The 24,422-nt window shown below is 60.0% G+C and carries 28 protein-coding genes; 14 read left to right on the top strand and 14 right to left on the bottom strand.

Annotated features, from left to right (window positions below):
• Both FHU41_RS06505 and FHU41_RS06500 read right to left on the bottom strand, forming a co-directional pair.
• The gene (locus tag FHU41_RS06505; RefSeq protein ID WP_179388768.1) at positions 1–822 is read right to left on the bottom strand and encodes a hydroxymethylpyrimidine/phosphomethylpyrimidine kinase; all 822 of its coding nucleotides are present in this window, start codon (positions 820–822) and stop codon (positions 1–3) included.
• A gap of 143 nt (positions 823–965) precedes the next feature.
• The gene (locus tag FHU41_RS06500; protein WP_179388767.1) at positions 966–1,181 is read right to left on the bottom strand and encodes a putative acetyltransferase; all 216 of its coding nucleotides are present in this window, start codon (positions 1,179–1,181) and stop codon (positions 966–968) included.
• 93 nt (positions 1,182–1,274) lie between these two features.
• On the opposite strand from FHU41_RS06500, the gene fdxA reads away from it, so the two are divergent.
• From fdxA to FHU41_RS06480, 4 genes are all read left to right on the top strand, one after another.
• Positions 1,275–1,604 (top strand): ferredoxin, encoded by a 330-nt coding sequence (gene fdxA, locus FHU41_RS06495; RefSeq protein ID WP_179388766.1) that lies wholly within the window; start codon positions 1,275–1,277, stop codon positions 1,602–1,604.
• Entirely contained in the window at positions 1,597–2,730 is a 1,134-nt protein-coding gene (dapC, locus tag FHU41_RS06490) for a succinyldiaminopimelate transaminase (protein ID WP_179388765.1), read from the top strand. Before fdxA ends, dapC begins: the two co-directional genes overlap by 8 nt.
• 110 nt (positions 2,731–2,840) lie before the next feature.
• Entirely contained in the window at positions 2,841–4,124 is a 1,284-nt protein-coding gene (locus FHU41_RS06485) for a citrate synthase (protein ID WP_179388764.1), read from the top strand.
• A 54-nt stretch (positions 4,125–4,178) separates the two neighbouring features.
• Positions 4,179–4,790 carry a hypothetical protein gene (locus FHU41_RS06480; protein WP_179389161.1) on the top strand — a complete coding sequence of 204 codons (612 nt, stop codon included), beginning with the start codon at positions 4,179–4,181 and terminating at the stop codon, positions 4,788–4,790.
• 14 nt (positions 4,791–4,804) lie between these two features.
• Here the strand turns inward: FHU41_RS06480 and FHU41_RS06475 are convergent, their stop codons facing one another.
• Together FHU41_RS06475 and dapD are read right to left on the bottom strand one after the other, a co-directional pair.
• Positions 4,805–5,674: a hypothetical protein gene (locus tag FHU41_RS06475; protein ID WP_179388763.1), complete on the bottom strand. Its 870-nt coding sequence runs from the start codon at positions 5,672–5,674 to the stop codon at positions 4,805–4,807.
• Complete coding sequence (gene dapD, locus FHU41_RS06470; protein WP_179388762.1) at positions 5,675–6,664, bottom strand: 2,3,4,5-tetrahydropyridine-2,6-dicarboxylate N-succinyltransferase; 990 nt, start codon at positions 6,662–6,664, stop codon at positions 5,675–5,677.
• A 169-nt stretch (positions 6,665–6,833) separates the two neighbouring features.
• On the opposite strand from dapD, the gene dapE reads away from it, so the two are divergent.
• Entirely contained in the window at positions 6,834–7,910 is a 1,077-nt protein-coding gene (gene dapE, locus FHU41_RS06465) for a succinyl-diaminopimelate desuccinylase (RefSeq protein WP_179388761.1), read from the top strand.
• A gap of 31 nt (positions 7,911–7,941) precedes the next feature.
• Here the strand turns inward: dapE and FHU41_RS06460 are convergent, their stop codons facing one another.
• From FHU41_RS06460 to FHU41_RS06445, 4 genes are all read right to left on the bottom strand, one after another.
• Entirely contained in the window at positions 7,942–8,832 is an 891-nt protein-coding gene (locus FHU41_RS06460) for an amino acid ABC transporter permease (RefSeq protein ID WP_179388760.1), read from the bottom strand.
• A complete protein-coding gene (locus tag FHU41_RS06455; RefSeq protein WP_179388759.1) occupies positions 8,829–9,482 on the bottom strand; it encodes an ABC transporter permease subunit in 654 nt (217 codons plus the stop codon). Before FHU41_RS06455 ends, FHU41_RS06460 begins: the two co-directional genes overlap by 4 nt.
• Before the next feature lie 62 nt (positions 9,483–9,544).
• Entirely contained in the window at positions 9,545–10,441 is an 897-nt protein-coding gene (locus FHU41_RS06450; RefSeq protein ID WP_179388758.1) for a glutamate ABC transporter substrate-binding protein, read from the bottom strand.
• A gap of 32 nt (positions 10,442–10,473) precedes the next feature.
• Entirely contained in the window at positions 10,474–11,226 is a 753-nt protein-coding gene (locus FHU41_RS06445) for an amino acid ABC transporter ATP-binding protein (RefSeq protein ID WP_425503260.1), read from the bottom strand.
• A gap of 155 nt (positions 11,227–11,381) precedes the next feature.
• On the opposite strand from FHU41_RS06445, the gene FHU41_RS06440 reads away from it, so the two are divergent.
• The 5 genes from FHU41_RS06440 to FHU41_RS06420 all read left to right on the top strand — a co-directional run bounded on the left by FHU41_RS06440 (position 11,382) and on the right by FHU41_RS06420 (position 14,833).
• Positions 11,382–12,128, top strand: coding sequence for an LOG family protein (locus FHU41_RS06440; RefSeq protein WP_179388757.1), 747 nt, complete (start codon positions 11,382–11,384; stop codon positions 12,126–12,128).
• Positions 12,129–12,194: 66 nt separating this feature from the next.
• Positions 12,195–12,707, top strand: coding sequence for a DivIVA domain-containing protein (locus FHU41_RS06435; protein WP_343046260.1), 513 nt, complete (start codon positions 12,195–12,197; stop codon positions 12,705–12,707).
• Complete coding sequence (locus FHU41_RS06430; RefSeq protein ID WP_179388756.1) at positions 12,704–13,279, top strand: DNA-3-methyladenine glycosylase I; 576 nt, start codon at positions 12,704–12,706, stop codon at positions 13,277–13,279. The genes FHU41_RS06435 and FHU41_RS06430 overlap by 4 nt, the downstream gene beginning before the upstream one ends.
• Before the next feature lie 82 nt (positions 13,280–13,361).
• The gene (locus FHU41_RS06425; RefSeq protein WP_343046259.1) at positions 13,362–14,555 is read left to right on the top strand and encodes a hypothetical protein; all 1,194 of its coding nucleotides are present in this window, start codon (positions 13,362–13,364) and stop codon (positions 14,553–14,555) included.
• A gap of 110 nt (positions 14,556–14,665) precedes the next feature.
• Positions 14,666–14,833 (top strand): DUF3117 domain-containing protein, encoded by a 168-nt coding sequence (locus FHU41_RS06420; RefSeq protein WP_179388755.1) that lies wholly within the window; start codon positions 14,666–14,668, stop codon positions 14,831–14,833.
• Positions 14,834–14,917: 84 nt separating this feature from the next.
• Here FHU41_RS06420 and FHU41_RS06415 read toward each other — a convergent pair whose 3' ends face one another.
• Positions 14,918–16,522, bottom strand: a complete 1,605-nt coding sequence (locus FHU41_RS06415; RefSeq protein ID WP_179388754.1) for a S53 family peptidase — start codon at positions 16,520–16,522, stop codon at positions 14,918–14,920.
• Positions 16,523–16,601: 79 nt separating this feature from the next.
• Positions 16,602–17,234 (bottom strand): O-methyltransferase, encoded by a 633-nt coding sequence (locus FHU41_RS06410; RefSeq protein ID WP_179388753.1) that lies wholly within the window; start codon positions 17,232–17,234, stop codon positions 16,602–16,604.
• 117 nt (positions 17,235–17,351) lie between these two features.
• Here FHU41_RS06410 and sigE point away from each other — a divergent pair, with 117 nt between their 5' ends.
• The 3 genes from sigE to FHU41_RS06395 are packed head-to-tail and all read left to right on the top strand — an operon-like array spanning position 17,352 to position 18,732.
• Entirely contained in the window at positions 17,352–17,966 is a 615-nt protein-coding gene (gene sigE, locus FHU41_RS06405; RefSeq protein ID WP_179388752.1) for an RNA polymerase sigma factor SigE, read from the top strand.
• Between the two features lie 14 nt (positions 17,967–17,980).
• Positions 17,981–18,316: a hypothetical protein gene (locus tag FHU41_RS06400; protein WP_179388751.1), complete on the top strand. Its 336-nt coding sequence runs from the start codon at positions 17,981–17,983 to the stop codon at positions 18,314–18,316.
• Between the two features lie 35 nt (positions 18,317–18,351).
• The gene (locus FHU41_RS06395) at positions 18,352–18,732 is read left to right on the top strand and encodes a twin-arginine translocase TatA/TatE family subunit (protein WP_179388750.1); all 381 of its coding nucleotides are present in this window, start codon (positions 18,352–18,354) and stop codon (positions 18,730–18,732) included.
• Between the two features lie 19 nt (positions 18,733–18,751).
• Here FHU41_RS06395 and FHU41_RS06390 read toward each other — a convergent pair whose 3' ends face one another.
• Genes FHU41_RS06390 through FHU41_RS06380 form a run of 3 tightly spaced genes read right to left on the bottom strand, consistent with a single transcriptional unit; the run spans position 18,752 to position 21,766 of the window.
• On the bottom strand, positions 18,752–19,867 hold the full coding sequence (locus FHU41_RS06390; protein ID WP_179388749.1) for an Mrp/NBP35 family ATP-binding protein: 1,116 nt from the start codon (positions 19,865–19,867) through the stop codon (positions 18,752–18,754).
• The gene (locus tag FHU41_RS06385; RefSeq protein WP_179388748.1) at positions 19,864–20,493 is read right to left on the bottom strand and encodes a DUF1003 domain-containing protein; all 630 of its coding nucleotides are present in this window, start codon (positions 20,491–20,493) and stop codon (positions 19,864–19,866) included. The genes FHU41_RS06390 and FHU41_RS06385 overlap by 4 nt, the downstream gene beginning before the upstream one ends.
• Complete coding sequence (locus FHU41_RS06380; protein ID WP_179388747.1) at positions 20,486–21,766, bottom strand: magnesium transporter MgtE N-terminal domain-containing protein; 1,281 nt, start codon at positions 21,764–21,766, stop codon at positions 20,486–20,488. The genes FHU41_RS06385 and FHU41_RS06380 overlap by 8 nt, the downstream gene beginning before the upstream one ends.
• A gap of 164 nt (positions 21,767–21,930) precedes the next feature.
• On the opposite strand from FHU41_RS06380, the gene FHU41_RS06375 reads away from it, so the two are divergent.
• On the top strand, positions 21,931–22,788 hold the full coding sequence (locus FHU41_RS06375; protein WP_179388746.1) for a YflT domain-containing protein: 858 nt from the start codon (positions 21,931–21,933) through the stop codon (positions 22,786–22,788).
• Positions 22,789–22,862: 74 nt separating this feature from the next.
• Here FHU41_RS06375 and FHU41_RS06370 read toward each other — a convergent pair whose 3' ends face one another.
• Entirely contained in the window at positions 22,863–24,416 is a 1,554-nt protein-coding gene (locus tag FHU41_RS06370) for an aminopeptidase P family protein (protein WP_343046258.1), read from the bottom strand.
• Positions 24,417–24,422 lie beyond the last annotated feature (6 nt).

The following is a 24,422-nucleotide window of genomic DNA, read 5'->3' as shown; positions in this document are numbered from 1 at the left end:
TCAGCTGGCTCCTTGCCAGACCGCATCGAAGGGGGCGTGGGACGAAACTCGGGATTGAATTGCTCGGGTCACCAGGTCCTTGGCGGCGTGGGCCGCATCCAGCGGGGTAGCGCCTTTGGCCAGTTCCGCGGTCACTGCGGCGGCTAAGGAACAGCCGGCCCCGGAAACTGCAACCTCGCCAACCTTGGGTGCACGGAGAACTTCGAGAGTTGAGCCGTCATAGAACACATCGACTGCCTCGGCACCAGCCAAGCGCACCCCGCCCTTGGCCAGAACCACCGCCCCAGAGGCATCATAAATTCGCTGCGTTGCCTCTTTGAGATGTTCCACCGTGCTGATCTCGCTCATCCCGGAAAGGGAGAGCGACTCGAAGTGGTTTGGCGTGACGAAGCTGGCCTTAGGCAAGATTTCCCGTTTGAGCGCCTGATCGGTATCGAGCGCCGCGCCGGGCTCCTGACCCTTGCAAATCAGTACCGGGTCCAAAACGACATTCTTCCAGTCCCGGCTGGCCAGCGACTGCGCCACCGTGTCGATGGTGACCGGGGTACCCAGCATGCCGATTTTCACGGTATCAAGCTGATCCGGGCCGTAAGCGGCACCGATGGCTTCGAGCTGATCCGCAATAACCTGAGCATCCACCGGCACGAAACGGTGATTCCAATTCTGCTTCGGATCGAAGGAGACGATGCAACTCAGAGCGACAATGCCGAAAACGCCGAGCTGTTGGAAGGTCTTGAGATCCGCTTGGGCGCCCGCACCGCCGGTGGCTTCGGAGCCGGCGATAGTCAGCGCAATAGCGGGATTGTTCTGCGTGGAAGTCATAAACACCACTTTACTGTTCGCGATAGCCCACTGACTTCGCGATAGCTCAATGACCCGTCAATGGGCTATCTCGAAGCTATTGGGCTATCGCCAACGCAATAAACGCAACGCAATAAACGCAAACACGACTCAACGGCACCGGCCTAACGCCGACGCTGTGGCGGGGCCGGAGGCACTTCCTTCGCGGCCACGATGTCCGCCTTGGCGACCACCACGGTACCGCGCCTAGTCTCAATGGTGAGGGCGTCGTCGTCGGAAGCCAAGAGCACGCCGAGCGCATCGGTGAGCGGCAGCGGGCCTGCAATCCGGTAGCGCACCACAATACGGGTACCGAGCTGGAAGTTTTCCAAGGGGAGCACGTCTTCATGCTACGACTCGCGGTGCGATGCTGGCTCGCGGTGAGGGATAATGGATAAGGCTTGCAGTTCGGTGCAGGGCAGAAAGGTTGGGACGTGACGTACGTAATCGCGCAGCCGTGCGTGGATTTGAAGGACAAGGCGTGCATTGATGAATGCCCGGTTGACTGTATCTACGAGGGTGAACGATCGCTTTACATCCACCCCGACGAATGTGTGGACTGCGGGGCTTGCGAACCCGTGTGCCCCGTCGAGGCCATCTATTACGAAGATGACGTGCCCGACGAATGGACTGAGTACTACAAGGCCAACGTTGAATTCTTCAATGAGCTCGGTTCGCCCGGTGGCGCGGCCAAGGTAGGTAACACCGGTTACGACCATCCCTTCATCGCGGCGCTACCACCGCAGAACCAAGATCATGGCTAAGCCCTTCGGCTTGCAGTTACCGGAATATCCCTGGGAGGCTCTTGCCCCCTATTCGGAACGAGCCCGGCAATACCCAGGCGGTGTGGTGGATCTGTCCATCGGTACCCCGGTAGATCCAACTCCGGAACTGATCCAAGATGCGCTAAAAGCCGCTACCGACGCGCACGGCTACCCAACCACTCAGGGCAGTTTGGAACTACGCCAAGCTATCGCCGACTGGTTTGCCCGACGGCGTGGCGTAGCCGGACTGTCTCCCGAGCAGGTCTTGCCCACGGTTGGGTCCAAGGAACTGGTGGCGTGGCTGCCGTTATTGCTCGGACTGGGCGAGGGCGATGTGGTGGTGCGACCCGCCGTCGCCTACCCGACCTACGATATGGGAGCCATTTTTGCCGGTGCCACACCGGTCGCTGCCGATTCGCTTTCCGAACTAGATGCCGAAACCTTGGCCAAGGTGCGGCTGGTCTGGGTGAACTCGCCGGGCAACCCCACGGGGGAGGTGCGCAGCAGCGAAGAGCTGGCCACGCTGGTTGCTCAGGCGCGTGAACTCGGCGCGGTGGTGGCTTCCGACGAATGCTACGCCGAGCTGGGGTGGGGCCAATGGGAGTCCGGAGTGCCGAGCATTCTCCATCCCGAGGTGGCGAAAGGCTCCTTCGAGGGTTTGCTAGCTGTCTACTCGCTCTCCAAGCAATCGAATCTGGCTGGTTACCGTGCCGCTTTTGTGGCAGGCGACGGCGAGTTGATCGGGAATCTGCTCAATAGCCGCAAGCACGCCGGCATGATGGTGCCCTGGCCTGTCCAGCAGGCGATGCGGACTGCGCTTGGTGATGACACTCACGTGCAGACCCAGAAGGATCGCTACCGCGCTCGGCGGGAAGCCCTTCGGCCGGCGCTGGAAGCTTTTGGACTTGAAATTCACGGCTCGGAAGCGGGACTTTACCTCTGGGCAAAGCCGGCGGGGGAGAGCCAGGATTCCTGGCAGACCGTGAGCCGCTTTGCCGATCTTGGCATTTTGGTAGGCCCCGGGGTCTTCTACGGGGAGGCCGGTAAAGGTTTTGTTCGGGTTGCTCTGACCGGTAGCGATGAACGGGTTGCTACCGCCGTCGAACGGCTCACCGGCAAGAGGTAGCAAGCTGAAAGAGGACGAGGATTAGTGCTCAGGACAACTGGGCGGTAGTTTCTTAATGCGGTTATTTTTTTGTAGACCTTACTGGCCGCGCGATACCGAAAGGGATCTTCATGACTGAAGCAACAGGCGCCTCGCTGCACTACGAGGGCGGCGAACTCGCATTGCCGCGGGTAAAAGCGGCCGAAGGGAACGACGGCTACGACGTCTCCAAGCTGCTCTCCAAAACCGGTGTTGTCACCTATGACCCCGGATTTATGAACACTGCGGCGACTAGCTCAGCCATTACCTATATCGATGGTGATGCCGGAATCCTGCGTTACCGCGGGTACCCGATCGAGGACCTGGCGCAGCACTCCAGCTTCCTGGAGGTCTCCTACCTTTTGATCTACGGGAATCTGCCTTCGCCGAGCGAGTTGAGTGCTTTCGACGAGAAGATCCGTAGGCACACCCTTTTGCACGAGGACTTGAAGGGCTTCTTCGCAGGTTTCCCCCGCGACGCGCACCCGATGCCGGTGCTTTCCTCTGCTGTTTCGGCGCTTTCCACGTTCTACCAGGATTCACTCGATCCCTTCGATGACGACCAGGTGGAGCTTTCCACCATCCGCTTGCTAGCCAAGCTGCCCGTGATTGCTGCCTATGCGCATAAGAAGTCGATCGGGCAGGCCATGCTGTACCCGGACAACTCGATGAACCTGGTGGAGAACTTCCTGCGGCTCTGTTTCGGCCTACCCGCGGAGCAGTACGAGCTCGACCCGGTAATGGTCAAGGCTCTTGACTTGTTGCTGATCCTGCATGCGGACCATGAGCAGAACTGCTCTACCTCCACGGTCCGGCTGGTGGGCAGCTCGAATGCCAATATGTTTGCTTCCATCTCGGCGGGCGTGAACGCTCTCTTCGGCCCGCTGCACGGCGGCGCCAATGAGGCAGTGCTCAATATGCTCCGGCAGATCCAGGCCAGTGGCGAGCCGGTGGAGAAGTTTGTCCAGCGGGTGAAGAACAAAGAAGACGGCATCAAGCTGATGGGCTTCGGCCACCGGGTTTATAAGAATTACGATCCGCGCGCCAAGATCGTCAAAGCCACGGCCAATGACATCCTGTCCCGGCTGGGCGGCAATGACGAATTGCTCGATATTGCCATGAAGCTGGAAGAGACCGCGCTGACCGATCAGTACTTTGTGGACCGTCGTCTCTACCCGAACGTCGACTTCTACACCGGCGTGATCTACAAGGCGATGGGCTTCCCGGAGAAGATGTTCACTGTGCTCTTCGCAATGGGTCGCCTACCCGGCTGGATCGCCCAATGGCGCGAAATGATCAAGGATCCGGCAACCAAGATCGGCCGCCCCCGTCAGCTCTACACGGGCGAGCAGGAACGGTCCTACCCTTCCCGCTAAGCCCTGGGGCTTGAGAGTATTCTGAAGGCGGACAGTTTTCAAGGAGGTGGCGCAATCCATCACACAGGCGGCCCAGGCTGGCGGATCACAGTGGACATTTCTGCGCCACTGCTGATCGCTCTTTATCTGCGTGATGCCTCCGGCCTCAACGGTGCTGGGGTGCCCCTGCTCTCGGCTGTGCATCCCCAGGTTAAAGCGGTGGAACCTTACCAACTGACTCATCAAGTGGGCGGCATGGAGTCGTTGAGATTCGAATGGGAGCAGTGGTGGGCGCAACTGCTGGGTAACTTTCCCGGCGGGCCGCCCGAGCTGGTCCCGCCGGATTTCAATGAATTTGCGGGTAACCCTGCGCTGCAAAGGGTTTTGCAAGCCCATTTCGGTGCTGCGCTGAACTGGTCCCGAGAACGGATCGCCGAATACCGCCAGTTGGCTTCCCGGCGAGAGACCATGGGGGAGCTGAAGATCCTGGCTCAATTGGTACAGGACCGCGAACTTGAGCTAGGCCGTAATGCCCGTGATTTCACCCTGAGCATTGTGGAGTTGCCGTTATTCGAACCACGGGCCTGGTTCATGGAGCCGAATCGGCTGGTGATGAGCCAGAGCTTGCTCGACGATCCGGAGATCTTCCGCAGCTACGTGCAGCCCGTGGTGGAGATGCTGGTCTAGACGGTTTAGCCGGGCTACGAGTTACCTTGCAGCACTATCAATACTTCCTTGCTACTGGCGCTCTCGGAGGACAACCAACCTCGGTTACTTACGCCGTCGTTATTACCCCGCTGCCAGCTTTGGCCGGCGAAACTCACCTGTGTGATGCCCAGCGAACTAGCATTCGCCACCGCCCATTGCGCAAACTGCCAACCGGTCGCTTCGACGGCACCCACCCGCACGTTAGAGCCCTGGACGGTTGCAGCTACGGGGCCAAAGCCGGTCTGCAGTCGCTTTATGACGGCGGCCCCACTGCCAGCTTTCTGTGCCGGGTTGAGAGTGCAGTTCAGTGAGGCGGAGGAATAGCCGGTGAGCGCGGAAGCGAAGGCTCTGGCCATCGATTCATGCTCGCTATAGGCTTCTGGGAAGGCCGACCGTTGCACGGCTTGGCCGGCGGCGGTGACGGTCATCTGCTGGTAACCGGGCACCTGGATCAGTGCATCAAAGAAGGCATTGATCGCGTAGACCGGGTCCATGATCTGTTCTGCCGTTCCCCAATCCTGGGAAGGGCGTTGCTGGAAGAGGCCCAGCGAATCCATGTCCCCGTAATTGATATTGCGCAGCTTGGATTCCTGCATTGCGACCGCAATGGCGATAGTGGCAGCCCTAGAGGGCAGGTCGCGTCGGGTGCCGATGGCGGATATTAGCGCAGCGTTCTCAGCCTGGTCAGGATCCAGGGAGTAGCTTTTCTCCTGGAGTAGCGCGGAGCAACCGACGATGGGGGTGGCAGCAGGCAGCTTGAAGAAATTGACCGCCCGTAGCCCCGCCGCCACGATTAAAGCCACCGTGAACAGCAGCGAGAGCAGCCAGATTAGCCCCGCGCGGAGCCTTTTACGACGAGTCATCTAGTTCTTATGTAGGTCGGCATTGAGCTCGACCGTCTGCCCCTGACGTGGCAGTGCCTCCACCTCACCGCTGGTTGAATTGCGGCGGAAGAGTAGGTTCGGCTGGCCGGAGAGTTCTACCGCTTTGACAATCTGCCAGGTGTCCTCGCCGTCGGCGTTCTTCGGGCCGGGGACTCGGACCCGGGTGCCGGCTGTGACGTAAAGACCGGCTTCGACCACGGAGTCGTCGCCGATGCTGATTCCCACACCGGAGTTAGCGCCGAGGAGAACTCGTTCACCGAGCGTGATTTTCTCCTTGCCGCCGCCGGAGAGGGTGCCCATGATGGAGGCCCCACCGCCAACGTCACTACCGTTGCCCACCACGACGCCCGCCGAAATTCGGCCCTCAACCATTGAGGTGCCTAGGGTCCCGGCGTTGTAGTTGACGAAGCCTTCGTGCATCACGGTGCTGCCATCGGCGAGGTAGGCGCCGAGCCGGACCCGGTCGGCGTCGGCAATCCGGACGCCGCTGGGCAAAACGTAGTCCACCATGCGCGGGAACTTATCCACTCCGAAGACCTCGACCTGGCCGCGACGCCGCAAGCGCAGCCGGGTGCTCTCAAAGTTCGCCACCGGGCAGGGGCCGAAGTTTGTCCACACCACGGTGGTGAGCTTGCCGAAGATGCCGTCCAGATTGATGGTGTTTGGCGCCACCAGACGGTGGGAGAGCAGGTGCAATCTCAGGTAGGCGTCGGCGGTGTCCTGCGGGGCTACATCCAGGTTGATCTGTACGAAGACCACCTGCTGGCTGACTCCACGATCCTCATCCTTGCCATTCTGAGCTAGCTCGGTCAGCTCAGGAGTAGCTTCCGGTGCCTGCCCCAGGGCTTCTACGGCAGTACCCAGCGCCGGGGAGGGGAACCAGACATCCAGCACGGTGCCGTCGTCGGCGAGGGTGGCCAGGCCGAAGCCATGGGCAGCGCGGGCAGGATCAAGCGTCTGAGAAGTCATAACTCCATCTTCGCCTAGGGAGGCATTGGCAGGCAACGTGAGCCGAAGTCTTACCCACCTGTCCCACCGAATGTTGCTGGAGTGACAGATGTTGCGGATAAATCACCTCAGCTGGCACAACTGTCACACCCAGTGGGATAGCTGGTCTCGGGTTGGATAGGCTGGGGCGATGAGCTCACTGGACTTGACGGCTGACGTCGCCGAACTGACGGCAACTCTTTTGGACATTGAAAGTGTCTCCGGTGGAGAGAAGTCATTGGCGGATGCGGTTGAAACTTCTTTGCGCCAGTTGCCTTGGCTGACCGTGCTTCGGGATGGTGACGCGATTATCGCCCGGACAGAGTTGGGACGGGCAGAACGCGTCATCCTGGCCGGACACCTAGACACGGTGCCGCTTCCGACCACGCCGGGCTCAAGGGGCACCGTGCCCTCTCGTTGGGAGGGGACAACCCTCTACGGCAGGGGAGCGACCGATATGAAGGGTGGCGTGGCCGTGCAGCTCGCGCTCGCCGCAACCCTGAGCGAACCGGTCCGCGATATTAGCTTCGTGTTCTACGACCACGAAGAAGTGGAGGCCGAGTTGAGCGGTCTGGGCCGCCTGGCCAGAAATCACCCGGAATTACTCAAAGCCGATTTTGGCATTCTGCTGGAACCGACCGACGGCGTGGTGGAGGGCGGCTGCAATGGCACCATGCGCTTCGAAGCCCGGACCACAGGGGTGGCGGCGCATTCCGCCAGGGCCTGGATGGGACATAACGCGATCCACGATCTGGCCCCGATCCTCGGCCGCTTGGCCGACTATCGACCGCAGACCATCAATGTCGACGGGCTGGAATATCGGGAGAGCCTCAACGCGGTAAAGATCAGGGGCGGGATTGCGGGCAATGTGATTCCGGATGAAGCAGTGCTGGAGATCAACTATCGGTTTGCCCCGGATAAGTCGATTGAACAAGCCGAAGCAGTGGTGCTGGAGCTATTAGAAGGCTTCGAGGTGCGGCGCACCGATGCAGCCGCCGGAGCCCGTCCTGGCCTCGACCAGCCTGCCGCCGCGGCGTTCGTCTCAGCCGTGGGCGGTGAGCCGAAACCGAAATTCGGCTGGACCGACGTCGCCCGCTTGGGAGAGTTGGGGATTCCGGCGGTGAACTTCGGCCCCGGAGATGCCCTGCTAGCGCACAGCGACGATGAACACGTCAGCGGCCAGGCAATCCATGATTGCCTGGCCGCCTTAACGCGTTGGTTGAGTTAGAAGCCGGTTGGTTTAGACAACCGGCACTCGTCTAGGTATTACCGCCAGTGCCAACATTGCCGCCGTCGAGGTTTCCCGCTCCGGGAACTACCGGCAGGTTCTTATTCGATACCTTCGGGCTACGCCGCATCCGACCTTCCAGATACTTAGCCAAGCCAGCCAGGATCAGGCAGCAGCCGACGTAGATCGCGCCGCCGACGAGCGCGGCCGGGATGATCGGAGTCTGGTAGCTGGTTTGCGATCCCAGGTAATTGATCTGGTAGAGCAGTTCCTGATAGGTGATGATGAAGCCCAGTGCGGTGTCCTTAAGAGCCACCACCAATTGGGCGATGATCACCGGGAGCATGGTGCGCACCGCCTGCGGGAGCAGAATCATGGTCATCACCCGGGTTTTACGCAGGCCGAGCGCATAGGCCGCCTCGCTCTGACCCTTCGGGACGGCCTGAATGCCAGCCCTGAAGATCTCGGCGAGGACGGAGCCGTTGTACAGAATCAAGCCGACCACAACAGCGGTAAACGGAGAGATTCCCTGCACTCCGATGGAGCCCAAACCGTAAAACATCAACGCCATCAGAATGAGCAGCGGGATGGCGCGGAACAACTCGGTGAACCAGCCGACCGGGCGACTGATCCAGCGCCGGTCCGAGAGCCTTCCAACGGCGAGCACCATACCTAGAATGAGCGAGCCAACAGCGGCCACCGCGAAGGCGCTCAGTGTTGAGCCCAAGCCCTTGAGGATGTTTTGCTGCACCAAGGGGAAGGTGAAAAGCTGCCACTTCTTAGCGGAGAACTGCCCGCTTTCGGCGAACTTGTAAATGATGAAGGCAAGCACGGCGGCAATCACCACAATGGTGACCACGCCGAGGATTCGATTGCGCCGAATGGCTTTGACCCCGGGGGCGTCGAAGAGCACGGAACTCATCGTGCACCACCTACTTTCCACTTCTTCTCAAGTGTTCTTTGTACAAAGCTCAGAATCAGTACCAGCAGGATGAAACCGAGTGCCACCCAGAGCAGGCTCTGCATGGCGGGGTAATTACGTTCGGAGAGGTAAGCGCGGATGGCTCCGGCCTCCAGCACGGAGAAACCGGCGGCAACCGTGGTGTTCTTCAACAGTGCTATAAAAACGCTCATCAACGGCGGGAGTACGGCTCGGAAGGCTTGGGGCAGAATCACCAGGCTCATGGTGGGTCCGAAGGGCAAGCCAATCGCCCGGGCCGCCTCCGCTTGGCCAACCGGTACCGTGTTGATGCCAGCCCTGATCGCTTCCGAAACATAGGTCGCGGTGTAGAGCGAAAGCGCCACAATTGCCAGAACCACGAAGCCCGGATTAGGGAAGCCAAGGCGAGGATAGCCGAAGACGAAGAAGACGAAGATCAGGGTGAGCGGGGTATTCCTGATGACATTCACATAGAGGGTGCCGAGGGCACGCATCGGGGTCACCGGGGAAACCCGCAGGGCAGCGACAATGGTGCCCAGGACTAGGGCGAAAATCGCCGAGAAGAAGAAAAGGATCAGGGTGTTCTTGAAACCCTCGGCGAAAATGTCGAGGTTATCGGTCAGAGTGTTCACTGAATGATTCGCTTTCGCTTAAAAGAGTGGTGGCACCCGGTGCCGGGTGCCACCACAAACCGTCAGTAGTTGTCGACGGCGGGTTGCTCCAGCTTGAGACCAGACTTGCCGAGGTTGCTGTCGTACAGCTTGGACCAGATGTCCTTGCCGTTGGTCAGCACATTGTTGAGGTACTTGCGCAGTGCGCTATCGCCCTTCTTCAAGCCGATGCCGTACTTCTCAGTGGTGAACGGCTCGCCGACCACCTTGAGGTTGTCCGGATCTTGTGCCGCGTAGCCGGCGAGGATCGGCTGATCCGTGGTAACAGCATCCACTTGGCCGTTCTTTAAGGCGTCAACGCACTTGGAGTAGACATCGAATTCGACGGTCTTGGTGTCCTTGTACTTGTCCTTGATGTTCTGGATCGGGGTGGAGCCGGTCGCGGAACATACCGTCTTCCCGGCCAGGTCCTTATCCGAGTTGATCGTGGTGTTATCCTTCTTGACCAAAAGTGCCTGACCGGTCTGCAGGTAAGGACCGGCGAAGTCAATCTGGGTCTTGCGCTTATCGGTGATCGAGTAGGTACCGACATACAGATCGATCTGACCATTGACCAGAGCCTGTTCGCGGTTCGCGGAGGCAACAGCTTGGAAGGTGATCTTATCTGTCGAGATGCCGAGCGAGGCGGCCATCCAGCGGGCGATATCGATATCGAAGCCCGAGTATTCCCCGGTTGCCGGGTCCTTGAAGCCAAGGTTTGGCTGATCTTCCTTTACGCCAATGGTGATCTTGCCGTCAGCCTTGATCTTGTCGAAGGTGGTGCTCCCGGTCAGCGAAACGTTTTCCGCGACCTTATAAGGGGCATCCGCGCTAGCGCTGGAGCCGTTGTCGGTGGAGGTTCCGCCGCCGCAGGCGCTCAATGCCAAGGCCGCGATAACTGCGGTTGCGCCAAAGACGCCAGCTTTTTTAGTGAGTCTCATTATTACCTTTCAATAGTGCGAGAGTGAGTTGATCAGTGGGTGAGAATCTTGGACAGGAAATCCTTGGCGCGATCGCTCTTCGGCTGGGTGAAGAAGGTCTCCGGATCGGCATCTTCGACAATCTGACCATCAGCCATGAAAACCACCCGATCGGCGGCTTTCCGTGCAAAGCCCATCTCGTGAGTGACCACAATCATGGTCATTCCCTCGTGTGCCAACCCAACCATGACATCGAGAACCTCATTGATCATTTCCGGATCCAAGGCAGAGGTGGGCTCATCGAAGAGCATGACCTTGGGTTTCATGGCCAAAGCACGCGCAATGGCCACGCGTTGCTGCTGACCACCGGAGAGCTGCGCGGGCAGCTTCCCGGCTTGCGCTCCCACGCCCACGCGTTCCAGCAAAGCCATGGCGTCCTTTTCGGCCTCGGCCTTCGAAACTCCTTTTACTTTGATGGGACCCAGCGTGACGTTTTCCAGAATGGTCTTATGCGCAAAAAGATTGAATGATTGGAAAACCATTCCGACTTCTGCCCGCAACTTCGCGAGTTCCTTGCCTTCTTGCGGCAATACCTTGCCATCGATCTGGATTTCTCCGTCGTCGATGGTTTCCAGACGATTGATTGTCCGGCAAAGGGTGGACTTCCCGGAACCCGAAGGTCCGATGACCACAACAACTTCGCCTTTGGCGACGCTCAAATTGATCTCCTGCAGCACGTGCAGGGCACCATAATGCTTATTGACTGCCTTCAAATCCACCAGGGGCGCAGCATTTTGACTACTCATCACAGAACCAACTCCTTACCATGTATCGAACTTACCTGTTGTTTTCCTGTAATTCAGCAAGTATTCAAAAATGAAGATGATCGTGACCAAGGTGTGACCGCGCTCATACTTTGCCGCTGGCAGCCTAACACCGAGTTGTCGCATAGCCTTGGCCTATGAGTTCTCCGACTGAGAAAAATAACCCTGCACCCTCCAGACACCGCGGCCCGGTTGAATTGCGTCGTGGCCTAGCTAAGGGTTCAACGGCGGATCAACACCTCCTGGACACTCGCTCACCGGGGGACTTCACCAGCACGGATCCCTGGCGCGTATTACGCATTCAAGCGGAGTTTGTCGAAGGCTTCGGAGCGCTGGCCAATATTGGTCCGGCAGTCAGTGTCTTCGGTTCGGCGCGGACCACGCCCGGCAGTGCCTTCTATGAGACGGGCGTTGAAGTAGGACGGCGGCTGGCTGAGGCAGGTTTCGCGGTGATCACCGGAGGCGGTCCCGGCTCGATGGAAGCGGCCAATAAGGGAGCAGTTGACGGCAAGGGGCTCTCGGTTGGTTTGGGCATTGAGCTTCCCTTTGAGCAGGGAATGAACCAATGGGTGGATCTCGGCGTGAATTTCCGCTACTTCTTTGCTCGCAAGACCATGTTCGTCAAATATGCCCAAGGATTCATCGTGCTCCCCGGCGGCTTAGGCACCCTCGATGAGCTCTTCGAGGCCATGGTCCTGGTTCAAACTCATAAGGTGACGTCCTTCCCGATTGTGCTCATCGGTACCGAGTTCTGGGGTCCGATGGTCAATTGGATTCGGGAAACCCTGGTGGCCGACGGCCTGGTCTCGGCGGGCGATCTGGACATCATCTCTGTTGTGGACAGCGCCGAGGAAGCCGTACAGAAACTGGTAGCAGGAGTCTGAAGCTGCCGCGGTGCGGGAGTGATGCAGAATCCGAAAGGATCTAGACAGATCTGGGATGATGGGGCTGTGACGTATTTTCTGGTTTTCCTTGCGGTGCTGGTGGCTGGCGGGGTAGCAATGTTTCTGGTCGGACAAAGGCGCCGGGAGACCCGCCCTCAGGCGGAACCGTCCTCGGATCCCTCGCTTTCCAGTGTGCTGCTCGACGACGGGCTGAGCGCTCCGGTGCCCAACCTGCCTCCTGTACTGCTACCCGAACAAGCCACTGCGGAGGATGTGGACCGGGTGAGATTCTCCCTGGGCTTGCGTGGTTACCGGATGGATCAGGTGGATCAGGTGCTGGACCGGCTGAGCTATGAACTGGACGCTCGAGATGAGCGGATCGCGGCTCTGGAAGCCCAGCTCATCACCGAGGCCCCTGGCTCTCGATATGCCGAGGCTTCCGACTCTCGCCAAGATGACTCTCAACAGGACCTCTCTCAACAGGACTTCCTTCCACAGCCCGGTTCCGACGATGAACAAGGTGATGTGCATCCGGAGCCGGAACAGATGCCCGAGCCGGCGGAGGAGCACCGGCCATGAGCGAAGCAATTGCAGGGTCGGATGGCAAAGTCCGTTGTAACTGGCCTGGTCTGAATGGCAGCGAGCTGTATCAGCGTTACCACGATGAAGAATGGGGCCGGGAGGTCTCCGGCGAGGCCAAGCTTTTTGAGCGATTGAGCTTGGAGGCGTTTCAATCCGGACTCAGCTGGCTGACCATCCTAAGGAAGCGGGAGTCCTTCCGTGCTGCATTCTCAAACTTTGACCCCGAAAAGGTCTCTCGGTTCGACGAGTCCGATATTGAGCGGCTGATGAACGACTCAGGGATTGTGCGCAATACCTTGAAGATCAATGCGACGATCAATAATGCGCAAGCTATTCTGGCGCTTCCGACTGGAGTGACCTTGGGATCCCTCCTAGAAGACCATCGCCCCGCCGCCCGAAAAGTGGGTGATCCGGTGCCAGCTTCCACCGTGGAATCGGCTGCACTGGCTAAGAGCCTGAAAAAACATGGCTTCCGTTTCGTCGGTCCGACCACCGCTTATGCAATGATGCAAGCCGTTGGTTTGGTGAACGATCACCAGGATGATTGCTGGGTCCGTGCCGAGCGTTGACACCAGCCGCACCGACCGAGCTCATCAGGCCAACCGGGTTGGTCGTGGAATGAACTCGCAACTGTGGCAAGGCGTGTTACGAGTGCTGAAACCGCTCCGCCATTCGCCCTGGTGGTTACGAATTACCGTGCTCTACCTGGCCACCAGATTACTGACCTTTCTGATCTTTTCGGCCACGGCTCTACATCAAGGGGCGAATCCCTGGTTCCAGGCGTCGCCCAGTTACCTAGATTTCATCAATATCTGGGATAGCGAGTGGTACCACCGTATTTTCACCGATCTTTACCCGCAGCAGTTGCCCCTGGCTGCCGATGGCTCGGTTCAAGAGAACAATTGGGCCTTCTACCCGCTTTTTCCTTTGCTGGTCAGGGGGTTAGCTGGACTAACCGGCGCCGGTTGGAGCGTACTGGCTCCCATCGTGGCAACGCTCGCGGCTTTGGCCGCAAGCTTGGTGATCTATCGGCTGTTCAGGCTCTTCGCCAGCACTGTCACCTCCACCTGGGGAATCGCTTTTTTGCTGACCTTCCCGATTTCGCCGGTACTCCAGGTGCCGTATGCCGAGTCGCTAAATCTTTTCCTGCTCTCCTCCGCGCTCTACCTGGTGATCAAGCACCGCTATTTCTTGGCCATGCCGGTGGTGGTATTGAGTGCCTTGTCCAGGCCGGTGGGCGTGGCTTTTGCGCTGTTTTTCTTCCTACATTTACTCTTCAGATTATTGCCTAATCGCAGCCAGGACTTCGGCCAGCGGCTCGCCGCATTCACGCCCGTCCAGCGTTGGGGTGCGCCTTCGCTACTTGTAGTTTCCGGCATCGCGGCCTTTGCCTGGCCGCTGATTGCCTGGGCAGTGACCGGAGACTTTGCGGCTTACACAAACACTGAGGCAGTGTGGCGAGGTGGGGGTTCGCTCGTTCTGTTCCAGCCCTGGTTCGACTCCGCCACTAGCTTGCTGGGCTGGTGGGGGATCCTGGTTCTGCTGCTCTTAATGGCGGCCTTTGTGCTCTACCTGAATTCGGCAGCCGTGCGCCGGATCGGCCTGGACTTGCGCCTCTGGTGCGTGGCTTATGCGGTTTATCTTTTCGCCGTGCTGCATCCCCAGACCAGCACCTTCCGATTACTTTTGCCGCTTTTCCCACTTGCTCTGGCAACCGCTTTTATTTCTCGTTCAAAAGCCTTTAGGACTGCCGTGCTGGTCTTCTTCGTCCTGCTGCAAATCGTCTGGGTGGTCTGGCTCTGGGCCTGGGCGTCACTGCCAGGAGGAGGAGACTACCCACCCTGATCGAGGTAACCAAGGCTTCGCGGTGGAGCCTCAATTGGCCCCGGAGTGTGATCTACGAGATAATAAACTCAGCGATCATTCGCTTGAGCAACTGTAAAGGGGTTTACCTGATGGCGGCCATGAAGCCCAGAACCGGTGACGGTCCAATGGAGGTCACAAAGGAGGGGCGTAGCCTCATCATGCGGGTTCCTCTGGAAGGTGGCGGGCGCCTCGTGGTGGAGTTGAACGCCGATGAAGCCTCCCGTTTGAAGGAATGCCTGGTAGGCGTTACCGAATAGCCCGAAGGGCTCGCCCCGATCCCGACCCGTAGCGAAGAGCTTACTCATTACTACGGGCCGGGAGTTTCTTAAGGCAGGAATCTCTTAAGGGGTGCTGAGCCGGGCCAGCAGTTTGGCCCCATCTGGCACACCTAAGCCCGTGCAGGCATCCCAACCTGGGTTGGCACTAAAGGCTCCGTTGTTGCCGGAGACAATATCTCGAAAACCTGGTGGAACCTTGCCTGCGCCGTTCTGTGCGTAAATCGCGGGTTGAATCAGGCCCAGTCCACGTCCCCGGGCTTGAGCAAGACGAGCCAGCAGCGCCGCCCACAGTGGAGCCACCGCGCTGGTTCCGCCAATCACCGTGTTCTGACCGTCTACCCTGATCAAATATCCTGTCTCCGGATCAGCGACCGCCGAGACATCCGGAACTCCACGACCTGCTTTGCCCGCTGGTACCGGTACTCCCGCGGTGCCCTGCCAGCCGGGGAGCGCGAAGGCCCGGCTCACCCCGCCTCCGGTGGCCCCATTGCCCGGGCCGTTATTCCACACGGTCTCCGCGCGGACCTTCCCGCTGCTGGGATCGGCATCCAGACGAGTCCCACCGCAAGCCAGAGCGTGCGGGCTCGAGGCGGGAAAATCGACATGGGATTTGCCGTCCGGGGCTCGGTCCGTTGAACCATCGTCCCCGGCTGCCGCCGTCACCGTCACGCCGAGCAGCGCCGCATCGGCCAAAGCCGCATCAAAGGCATTTCGAGCCTGCTCGGTCCAACCGTCTTCGTTCTGTCCCCAAGAGATACTGATGGCTGCCGGAGCCGGGGTGGCATGCGCCGCAGCACTCACCGCATCGACAAATCCGGCATCGGTATTGGGCGCAAAATACACCAGGATTTCAGCACCGGGAGCCAGAGCTCCAGCCACCTCGATGTCCAGCATCACCTCACCATCCGGACCGTGGGGGTTGCCGTCCGGTTGGTTGGCTCCGCCGTCGACTCCGATAGCTTTGACCGTGGGAGTTTTCAAGCTCAGATCGTGGAAATAGCTATCCAGATCGGCTTGGACAAAGCCACCGCCGAGTTCGATAATAGCGATCCGTTGGCCAGTGCCATCCAGTTCGCTCGGGAAATTGTAGATCGTGCCCAGCTGCACCGGGGTGTAGCTGGTGCTGCGCGCTGCGGCAGGCACGAAACGGAAAAGGGTATGAGATTGCGGGCGGTCATCGAGACCGAGCACAGCGGTAACTACACCGTCCAAAGCCGCCGGAATGCTCAGGCCGCCACTGCGGTGCCGGTAGCTGAAATCGCTCCCGGAAGCATCGAGGGCATTATGGCTCTGCAGTTCGGTGCCGAAAACCCTTGCCATTAGTGCGGCTGATCCGCTCACCCGGACTCGACGGGTGCCTGCGTCCGAGGACATTACGGTAAGCCCCAGACCGGTCAAAGTGGTGCGAGTCAGAGTCAGATCAGCGCTAGCCGCGCCATACTTTTCCGCCAGCTCTGCAGCCGAATGAATTTCTGCGAAAGAGTCTTGATCGGGATCCGCCTTACGGCGGAGGATCAGGGTGACCTCAATATTTGCTTCCGCCGCGAGCGGTTTGGCGGCTGCCGGGGCAAAGCCGGGAGCCGGAGGCTTCTCGCTTCCGGGCAGAGGCACCAGCTCTAAGCTGGAAAGCTTGTTCTGTGATTCGTCCGTTTCATCTGAGTGCTTCATGCCTCAGGTCTACCATCGGGTACCGACAACTACGAGAGCTAGGGTGATCTACTAGGAGAAAATGACGAAAACAGTCGGACTAACGCTTAACGGCGAGTAGCACTCCCGCGCCGGTGGGAAGCAGCGCCGATACCAAGCGGTCATTTTCCCGAATAGCCTTGCCTACCTGACGCAAAACCACCGTGCTGGGCTCACGAACCGCGGGCTCAGCTACCCGATCCTGGTCGAGGGCATCGTTAACGATCAGCAATCCACCGCTTTTGAGCAAGCGCACAGCTTGTTCAACATAGAGCGGATAGGAGGGCTTATCGGCGTTGATAAAGACCACATCGTAGGCCGCATCGGTGAGCCGGGGGAGTACCTCCGCAGCTCGGCCACTAATGGTCCGGGTCCGATTCGCCGGGAAGCCCGCCTCGGTGAAGGATTCGCGGGCGGCCCGGAGGTGCTCCACATCGCCATCGATACTGGTTAGCACCCCGTGACCGGAGAGGCCGCGCAACAGGTAGACACCGGATACTCCTGCTCCGGCCCCGATCTCCACCGCGGTCTGTGCCTTGGAACTGGCGGCTAGAACACTCAGCAGGGCGCCGGTGGCAGCTCCAATGGCGGAAACTCCGAGTTCATGCGAACGCTCACGGGCGCGTAGTAGGGTCTCGTCCTCAACAGGTAGTCCCTCGGTGTACGACCAGCTGATAGATTTGTCCGCATTCATGCCTTCAAGCCTACTGTGAAACGGGAGCTAAGCCGTGCTCGAGCTTATGCTCTGCGCTAAATACCCCTTTAGCACAGCAAACGCCCAGTCAAATCTGCCATGATAGATGCTTAGCTCATGGAAGGGGTGTTGGTGGTGACTACCGAGGTGGACACTGCAACGGTCGATTGGGTGATGCCCAGCTGGGAAGAAGTGGTGCGCAACCACTCGGCTAAGGTCTTCCGGCTCGCTTACCGGCTGACCGGCAATAAATACGACGCCGAGGATCTCACCCAGGAAGTCTTCGTCCGGGTTTTCCGCTCGCTGGCAACCTTTACTCCAGGAACCCTTGATGGTTGGCTGCACCGCATCACCACCAACTTGTTCCTAGATCAGGCCCGTCGTAAATCCCGGATCCGCTTCGACGCACTAGCCGAGGACGCCGAATCCAGGCTCCCCGGTCGGGATCCCGGCCCGGAACGCAGCTTCGAATTCAATAATCTGGACCTAGATATTCAGCAGGCTCTGGATGCCTTGCCACCGGACTTCCGTGCCGCCGTCGTGCTGTGCGATCTTGAGGGCTTGTCCTATGATGAGGTGGCTGAAGCGCTAGGCATCAAGCTTGGCACCGTGCGCTCGCGCATCCACCGCGGCCGGACCATGTTGCGCGAATCGCTGGCACACCGGGCACCGCGCTCCTTTGCGCAGAAACTGCCCAAACTCAAGCTTCCGCGGATTGCCGGCCTGCACTAGGCCAAGTGGATTCCGTGTCTGATTCTTCCTCGGCCGAGCGGCAAGACCTGAGCAACAGGATATTGCAGCGCACCGAAGGTCTACAGAGCGATGGCACCGAAACCCTGTGTTTGCCCCATCGACCCGGCCGGGTGCCGCGATCGGTATTGGCAGTTGCGGCTCTGCTGCTGGTTACCTGTCTGTTGAGCACCGGGGTGTATCTGGTGGGCTTGCCGGATGAGCACGCGGCCCGTGCCGAGTATTTACCCTCGGTGGCGGCGCAGCGACATGCAGTGGGGAATCCCTTGGACAATGCTGATCTAGCCGCGCATTTCTTGCGCGGATTGCACCGAATTTTCAATTTGGGCTAGTCAGCGGCAAAAGAACAGGTACCCTTTCCTTAGATATGTTTAACATCAACGGCTACGAGTTCCTGATCCTGGGCGTCCTTGCGGTGCTGGTGATCGGTCCCAAGCGGCTGCCCGAATACGCGCAGAAATTCCGCAATTTCGTCCGCGAGGCTCGCCGGATGGCTAGCGGTGCCCGGGAGCAACTCAAAGAAGAATCTGGCGTCGATCTGAGCGAGATCGACTGGCAGAAACTCGATCCCCGGCAATACGATCCACGACGGATCATCCGTGAGGCCTTGCTTGACGATGAGCCGAAGCAGATCTCCGCCGGTGCGCCGCTGCCAGTTCCAGAAACGCTGCAAACAGTTTCCCCGGCACGGGAAGTGGTACGTCTCAGCCACGGTGAAAAAGCTCCCTGGGACAACGAAGCTACCTAAGATTTCCGAGCCAGAGGTGTTAAACCGGCTCCACGCCTAGCCGGAGCCCCGCCAAGCCGCGTGGCCTTTTCAGTAGCCCATCTGCTATTGCCGAAAGCGCCAGCGCGGCCGGTGAGTCTGGATGGGAGAGCACAATCGGAGTGCCAACATCCCCACCCTCGCGCAAGGTGATGTCCAGCGGAACCTGACCCAATAGCGGTACCGGAGTGCCAACGGTTTGACTGAGCCGCGCGGCTAGACGTTCGCCCCCACCGCTGCCGAAAAGCTCTAGTCTGCTGCCATCGGGCTGCACCAGCCAGGACATGTTCTCTACCACCCCAACCACTTTCTGCTGCGTCTGCAAGGCAATCGCACCGGCGCGCTCGGCAACGTCGGCGGCGGCCGACTGCGGAGTGGTGACCACCAGGATCTCCGCCTTGGGCAGCAACTGAGCTACCGAGATGGCAATATCCCCGGTACCTGGGGGCAGATCCAGGAACAAAGCGTCCAGATCCCCGAAATAGACATCCGTAAGGAACTGCTCCAGCGCTCGGTGCAGCATGGGGCCGCGCCAAGCCACCGGCTGGTTCCCGGCCACAAACATACCAATCGAGATCACCTTCACCCCGAAAGCTACCGGCGGCAGGATCATCTCGTCCACCCGGGTGGGCTGTTGCTTAATGCCTAATAGCCCGGGCACCGAGAAGCCATAGATATCGGCGTCAATAATGCCCACTTTGAGTCCGCGGGCGGCCAAGGCGCTGGCAAGATTGACGGTAACGCTCGATTTTCCCACCCCACCCTTGCCGCTGGCCACGGCATAAATCTTGGTGAGTGAATCGGCGCGGTTAAAGGGGATCCCGGCCTGAGGGCGCAGCCGTGCCTTCAACTCGGCTCGCTGCTCCGGGCTCATCACTCCGAGTTCCACCGTGACGCCCTTCACCCCGGGCACCCGGTTCAGCGCCTCGGTGGCATCGGCAATGATGGTGTCTCGAAGCGGGCAGCCCGCTATGGTGAGCAGCACGCGCACGGTGACCTGGCCGACGTCGTCCGCTTGAATTTCCTGCACCATGCCCAGTTCGGTGATCGGCTGCCGCAATTCCGGGTCAATGACGGTGGCAAGAGCCTGGCGCAGGGTCTGGGGATCGAGGCTCATAATGACGACGACGGCGGCTGGCCGACCGGCTTGCGCACCTTCACCTTAGGAATGGCTTGGGTTTTGGGGGAGCCCTTGGAATCCCGAGACCTCCCGCGTGGCTCGGCGTCCTCGGACTCGCCGGCCACGATCAAGTCCTCCAAAAGAGACTTCAATTCGGAACGCACGAAATCGCGGGTGGCAACCTCCCGCAGGGCAATCCTCAGGGCAGCGAGTTCACGGGTCAGATACTCCGTATCGGCGAGGTTCCGGGCCGCGGTTTGCCGATCCTGCTCGATGGCCACCCGGTCTCGGTCATCCTGCCGGTTCTGCGCCAGCAGCAGCAGCGGAGCGGCGTAAGAGGCCTGCAGCGAGAGGATCAGGGTGAGCAAGGTGAAGTTGAGTGCCCGGGGGTCGAATTGCCAGGCCTCGGGAGCGAGCGTGTTCCAGCCCAGCCAGGCGGCACAGAACAGCGTCATGTACAACAGGAAGCGGGGGGTGCCCATGAAACGCGCGAAGCCTTCGGTCAGTCTGCCGAAGGAATCTGGATCCGGCGAATACCGAGGGAAGAACCGGGAGCGTAGTTCCAGTGGGGTGTCTAGCCCGCTGTTCTGATTACGTTGCCGCTCAACGAATTTCTCAGCCAACTCTGCCTCCTAGTTTTTTCAAGGGCTCACCATCTTCGTGAGCACGCCAATCGTCAGGTAACAAATGGTCAAGGAGGTCATCGACTGTCACCGCCCCGACCAGCCGGCCGGTGTCGTTGACCACCGGCAACGATACCAAGTTATAGGAGGCCATTACATGCGAAACTTCGCCAACGCCAGCCTGATCGGAAACCGGTTCGAGGTTCTTATCAACTAGTGTTCCTAGCTGTTCCGGCGGCGCGCTTCGCAACAACTGTTGAATGTGTACCACACCGAGGAACCTGCCGGTCGGAGTCTCCAGGGGTGGGCGGCAGACGAAAATCGCGGAGGCCAGGGCGGGGGAGAGCTCTTCGCTGCGGACATGAGCCAGGGCTTCCGCTACGGTAGCCTCCGGAGGCAGGATTACCGGAACCGGTGTCATCAAGCCACCAGCGGTATCCTCGTCGTACTGCAATAGCCGCCGGACGTCGTCGGCCTCCTCCGGTTCCATCAGTAGCAGCAACTCTTCGGCTTTTGCGCTGGGCAGGTCGGCGAGCAGATCGGCGGCGTCGTCCGGATCCATTTCCTCCAGCACATCGGCTGCACGCTCGTTGTCAAGAGCGGAAAGCAACTGGACCTGATCGTCCTCAGGGAGTTCCTGGAGGACATCCGCAAGCCGTTCATCCTGCAGCTCCGAGGCCACCTCGAAGCGGCGCTTATCACTCATCTCCTGTAGCGCATCGGCGAAGTCGGCGGGCTTGAGGTCCTCATAGCTGGCCACCAATTGGCTGGCGCCCTGCGGTTCGTGCTGGGAGTCATGCACTGCCTCGTCCCAGTCGATCAGCACGGTGTGGCCGCGCCGCAATCGACGCAGCCGGGAGGTAGAGTCCCCACGCCGGACGAAGAGTTTGCTGACCAGCCAGTCACCGCTGCGCTGCTGATCCAGCGCCACATCCTCGACAATCGCGGTTCCGGAACCGTCGGTCAGGCTGACCTTGCGATCGAAGAGTTCTCCGACCACTAGTTGTTCGGCACCACGCTGCTCAAAGCGGCGCAAATTGACCAGGCCGGTGGAGATGATCTGAGTCTGATCCATCGAGGTCAGCCGGGTCATCGGCACAAACACGCGACGCTTTCCGGTGACTTCGACCACTATGCCGACGGCGTGCGGAGCGTTGTTTCTGCGTGAGTGCACCACAACGTCGCGCAATCGACCGAGGCGATCGCCGAAGGGGTCGAAAACGTCTAGCCCGATCAGGCGCGCTACGAAGACGCGGGTTGGATTTGTGCTCACACCTCAAGGCTACTGTTTAGGCGGCTCTGCGTGAAACAGTGAGTCGATGGAACCTCCGTCGGGCGATGCCCTGGGCGCTCCGTGCAGGCAGCACAGCGGGCTCATGGGTTCACCCGGAGCGATACCTTGGCGCCTTTGCGCCGAGGATGCGGGAGAATGGGGGTATGTCGAACCTCTTTGGATCAGCCCGTGCTCTGGTGGACCCCCGTAGTGTCCCGGACGGTGACACGGTGGGAAGCTATATTTCCTACCTGGATGCCCAGAAAGCGGTGGACTACCTGGCGGATCAGCAATTCCCGGTCCAGCTGGTCTCCATTGTGGGTAATGATCTGAAAATGGTTGAACGGGTTACCGGGAAGCTCAGCTACCCCCGAGTTGCGCTCAACGGAGCCATGACGGGCGCCTGGTTCGGTCTTTTCGTGGGCCTCTTGCTGTCCTTCATAGGTTCGAGCCCGGGAGGAGCGTTATTGTCCATTCCGATTGCCATGTTGCTCGGTGCCGCTTTCTGGATGCTCTTCGGCATTGTGACCTATGCTGCGCAGCGGGGGAAGCGAGATTTCACCTCGACCTCCCAGGTACTCGCCTCCAATTACGATGTGATCGTGGCTCGTGAGGCTTCCGCTGATGCCCGCCGTCTGCTGCAGAATTTGCCGATGGCTCAGCAGCCCCAGGCACGGCCGGCTCAGGTGCCTTATCAGGCGCCGAACCAGAACCAGCAGCCCCCGGCACCGCCCCGGCCCGAGGGCTGGACGGATCCTTATGCTGCCCCATCCACCCCGACCAACGCGTCCGCCCCATCTGCCCCATCCGCTCCATCCAACGCGACGGGGAATCCTGCGGAACCGCAGGTTCCCAAGCTGGAAGGCGTAAGCAACACCCCGCCCGGGTCCTATTCGGATCTGCCGGATGGTCGCCCGCAATACGGTATTCGAGTGCAACCGGATGCAGCCCCAAGCCCAGACGCGACGCCGTCGGAGACTCCGACCCAGCCTCAGGCTGAGCAGGAGCCGAAGCAGAACTAAGCGCGAGTTCGTGTGCTAGTCGCGGATTCGCCCGTAAAACCAAGCGAATCCGCGACTCAAAAGCGAACTCGCGCCTAGCTGAGGCTGGACATCCAGGACTCGACGTCCTCGGGACTACGCGGCAGCGCGGCACTCAGGTTGCGGTTGCCCTCGGCGGTCACCAGCACATCGTCCTCAATCCGAACGCCGATGCCCCGGTATTCCTCCGGAACGGCCAGATCGTCAGCCTTGAAGTAGAGGCCGGGCTCAATGGTGAAAACCATGCCCTCCTCTAGCACGCCGTCTAGGTAAAGCTCGGCACGGGCCTGGGCGCAGTCATGCACATCGAGGCCCAGGTGATGGCTGGTGCCATGCGGCATCCAGCGACGATGTTGCTGCCCCTCGGGGGACAGCGCCACCTCGGCCGAAACCGGCAGCAAACCCCAGAGCACCAGTCGGTCGACCAGGACCTCCATGGCGGCACCATGCAGATCACGGAACTTCACACCCGGCTTAGCTACCTTGAAGGCAGCATCTGCGGCATCCAAAACGGCCTGATAGACCTTGCGCTGAACCTCGCTAAAGGTCCCGTTCACCGGCAAGGTGCGAGTGATGTCCGCGGTATAGAGCGAATCCGCCTCCACCCCGGCATCGAGCAGAATCAGTTCACCGCTCTTCACCTGACCGTTATTGGTGATCCAATGCAGCGTGGTGGCATGGTCGCCGGCGGCCGCAATGGTCTCATAACCGAGGCCATTGCCCTCTTCGCGAGCCCGGGCGGCAAAAGCCCCCTCGACCACGCGCTCGCCGCGGCGATGGCCAATGGCGCGAGGCAGCGCACGAACCACCTCAGAGAATCCTTCGATGGTCGCGGCCACCGCCACTTCCAATTGCTCCACTTCCCAGTCATCCTTGACCAGCCGGAGCTCGGATAGCGCCTCGACGAGCTTGCCGTCCTGAAGATCAGCCTGGCTCAGATCCGCCGTTTCCGGGTTGAGCGCGGTATTGATCCGGGCGGTATCGACCAGCGCATCGATCTGCGGATCAACATCACGGACCAGCCGGACCTGAACCCCGCCGATTTCGGCAGCACCCAGGTTCTTAGTCAGCGCCACCTCCAACTCGGCCAGATCTGCGGTCTCCAGGGCGAGCTCGGCGCGTAATTCGGCCAGGGTTGGGCGCTTGCCAATCCAGAACTCGCCGGCCCGGGCATCAGCGTAGAACTCCTTGGTGTCCCGGCCAGCCAGCGGCCGGAAGTACAGTGTGGCGCGGTGATTGCCGCCGTCGTCACCCGTTCCTTCATCCGCCGGTTCCAGCACCAGCACGGCATCCGGCTCGTGATCCACGCCCAAGCCGGTCAGATGAGCGAAAGCGGAATGCGGCCGGAACATGTAGTCGGTGTCATTGGAGCGGACCTTCAGCGGTCCGGCCGGTAGTACCAGCCGCTCACCCTTGAACTGGTCACTAATGGCACGACGGCGGCGGGCAGCATGTTCGGCGACCGCGGCTTGATCCGGGAGCTGCTGACTGGCCGGAGCCCAGCTGGAACTCATAAAGGACCGGAAAGCTTCCGAGTCGGGACGTTGCGAACGGTTGTTCACGCGATCTTCGATGGGCTGTTCTGAATTTTCTGCTGGAGTCTGGGTCACGCCCTC

This window comes from Psychromicrobium silvestre (assembly GCF_013408295.1).
GTDB lineage: Bacteria > Actinomycetota > Actinomycetes > Actinomycetales > Micrococcaceae > Renibacterium > Renibacterium silvestre.
Note: the sequence above shows the minus strand (reverse complement) of the source record. Positions and strands in the feature narration are given on the sequence as shown.

Coding starts and splice junctions, on each gene's coding strand:
- FHU41_RS06505 (WP_179388768.1), bottom strand. CDS start 822: ATGACTTCCACGCAGAACAATCCCGCTATTGCGCTGACTATCGCCGGC.
- dapC (WP_179388765.1), top strand. CDS start 1,597: ATGGCTAAGCCCTTCGGCTTGCAGTTACCGGAATATCCCTGGGAGGCT.
- FHU41_RS06485 (WP_179388764.1), top strand. CDS start 2,841: ATGACTGAAGCAACAGGCGCCTCGCTGCACTACGAGGGCGGCGAACTC.
- FHU41_RS06475 (WP_179388763.1), bottom strand. CDS start 5,674: ATGACTCGTCGTAAAAGGCTCCGCGCGGGGCTAATCTGGCTGCTCTCG.
- dapD (WP_179388762.1), bottom strand. CDS start 6,664: ATGACTTCTCAGACGCTTGATCCTGCCCGCGCTGCCCATGGCTTCGGC.
- dapE (WP_179388761.1), top strand. CDS start 6,834: ATGAGCTCACTGGACTTGACGGCTGACGTCGCCGAACTGACGGCAACT.
- FHU41_RS06460 (WP_179388760.1), bottom strand. CDS start 8,832: ATGAGTTCCGTGCTCTTCGACGCCCCCGGGGTCAAAGCCATTCGGCGC.
- FHU41_RS06450 (WP_179388758.1), bottom strand. CDS start 10,441: ATGAGACTCACTAAAAAAGCTGGCGTCTTTGGCGCAACCGCAGTTATC.
- FHU41_RS06445 (WP_425503260.1), bottom strand. CDS start 11,226: ATGAGTAGTCAAAATGCTGCGCCCCTGGTGGATTTGAAGGCAGTCAAT.
- FHU41_RS06440 (WP_179388757.1), top strand. CDS start 11,382: ATGAGTTCTCCGACTGAGAAAAATAACCCTGCACCCTCCAGACACCGC.
- FHU41_RS06430 (WP_179388756.1), top strand. CDS start 12,704: ATGAGCGAAGCAATTGCAGGGTCGGATGGCAAAGTCCGTTGTAACTGG.
- FHU41_RS06420 (WP_179388755.1), top strand. CDS start 14,666: ATGGCGGCCATGAAGCCCAGAACCGGTGACGGTCCAATGGAGGTCACA.
- FHU41_RS06415 (WP_179388754.1), bottom strand. CDS start 16,522: ATGAAGCACTCAGATGAAACGGACGAATCACAGAACAAGCTTTCCAGC.
- FHU41_RS06410 (WP_179388753.1), bottom strand. CDS start 17,234: ATGAATGCGGACAAATCTATCAGCTGGTCGTACACCGAGGGACTACCT.
- sigE (WP_179388752.1), top strand. CDS start 17,352: ATGGAAGGGGTGTTGGTGGTGACTACCGAGGTGGACACTGCAACGGTC.
- FHU41_RS06395 (WP_179388750.1), top strand. CDS start 18,352: ATGTTTAACATCAACGGCTACGAGTTCCTGATCCTGGGCGTCCTTGCG.
- FHU41_RS06390 (WP_179388749.1), bottom strand. CDS start 19,867: ATGAGCCTCGATCCCCAGACCCTGCGCCAGGCTCTTGCCACCGTCATT.
- FHU41_RS06375 (WP_179388746.1), top strand. CDS start 21,931: ATGTCGAACCTCTTTGGATCAGCCCGTGCTCTGGTGGACCCCCGTAGT.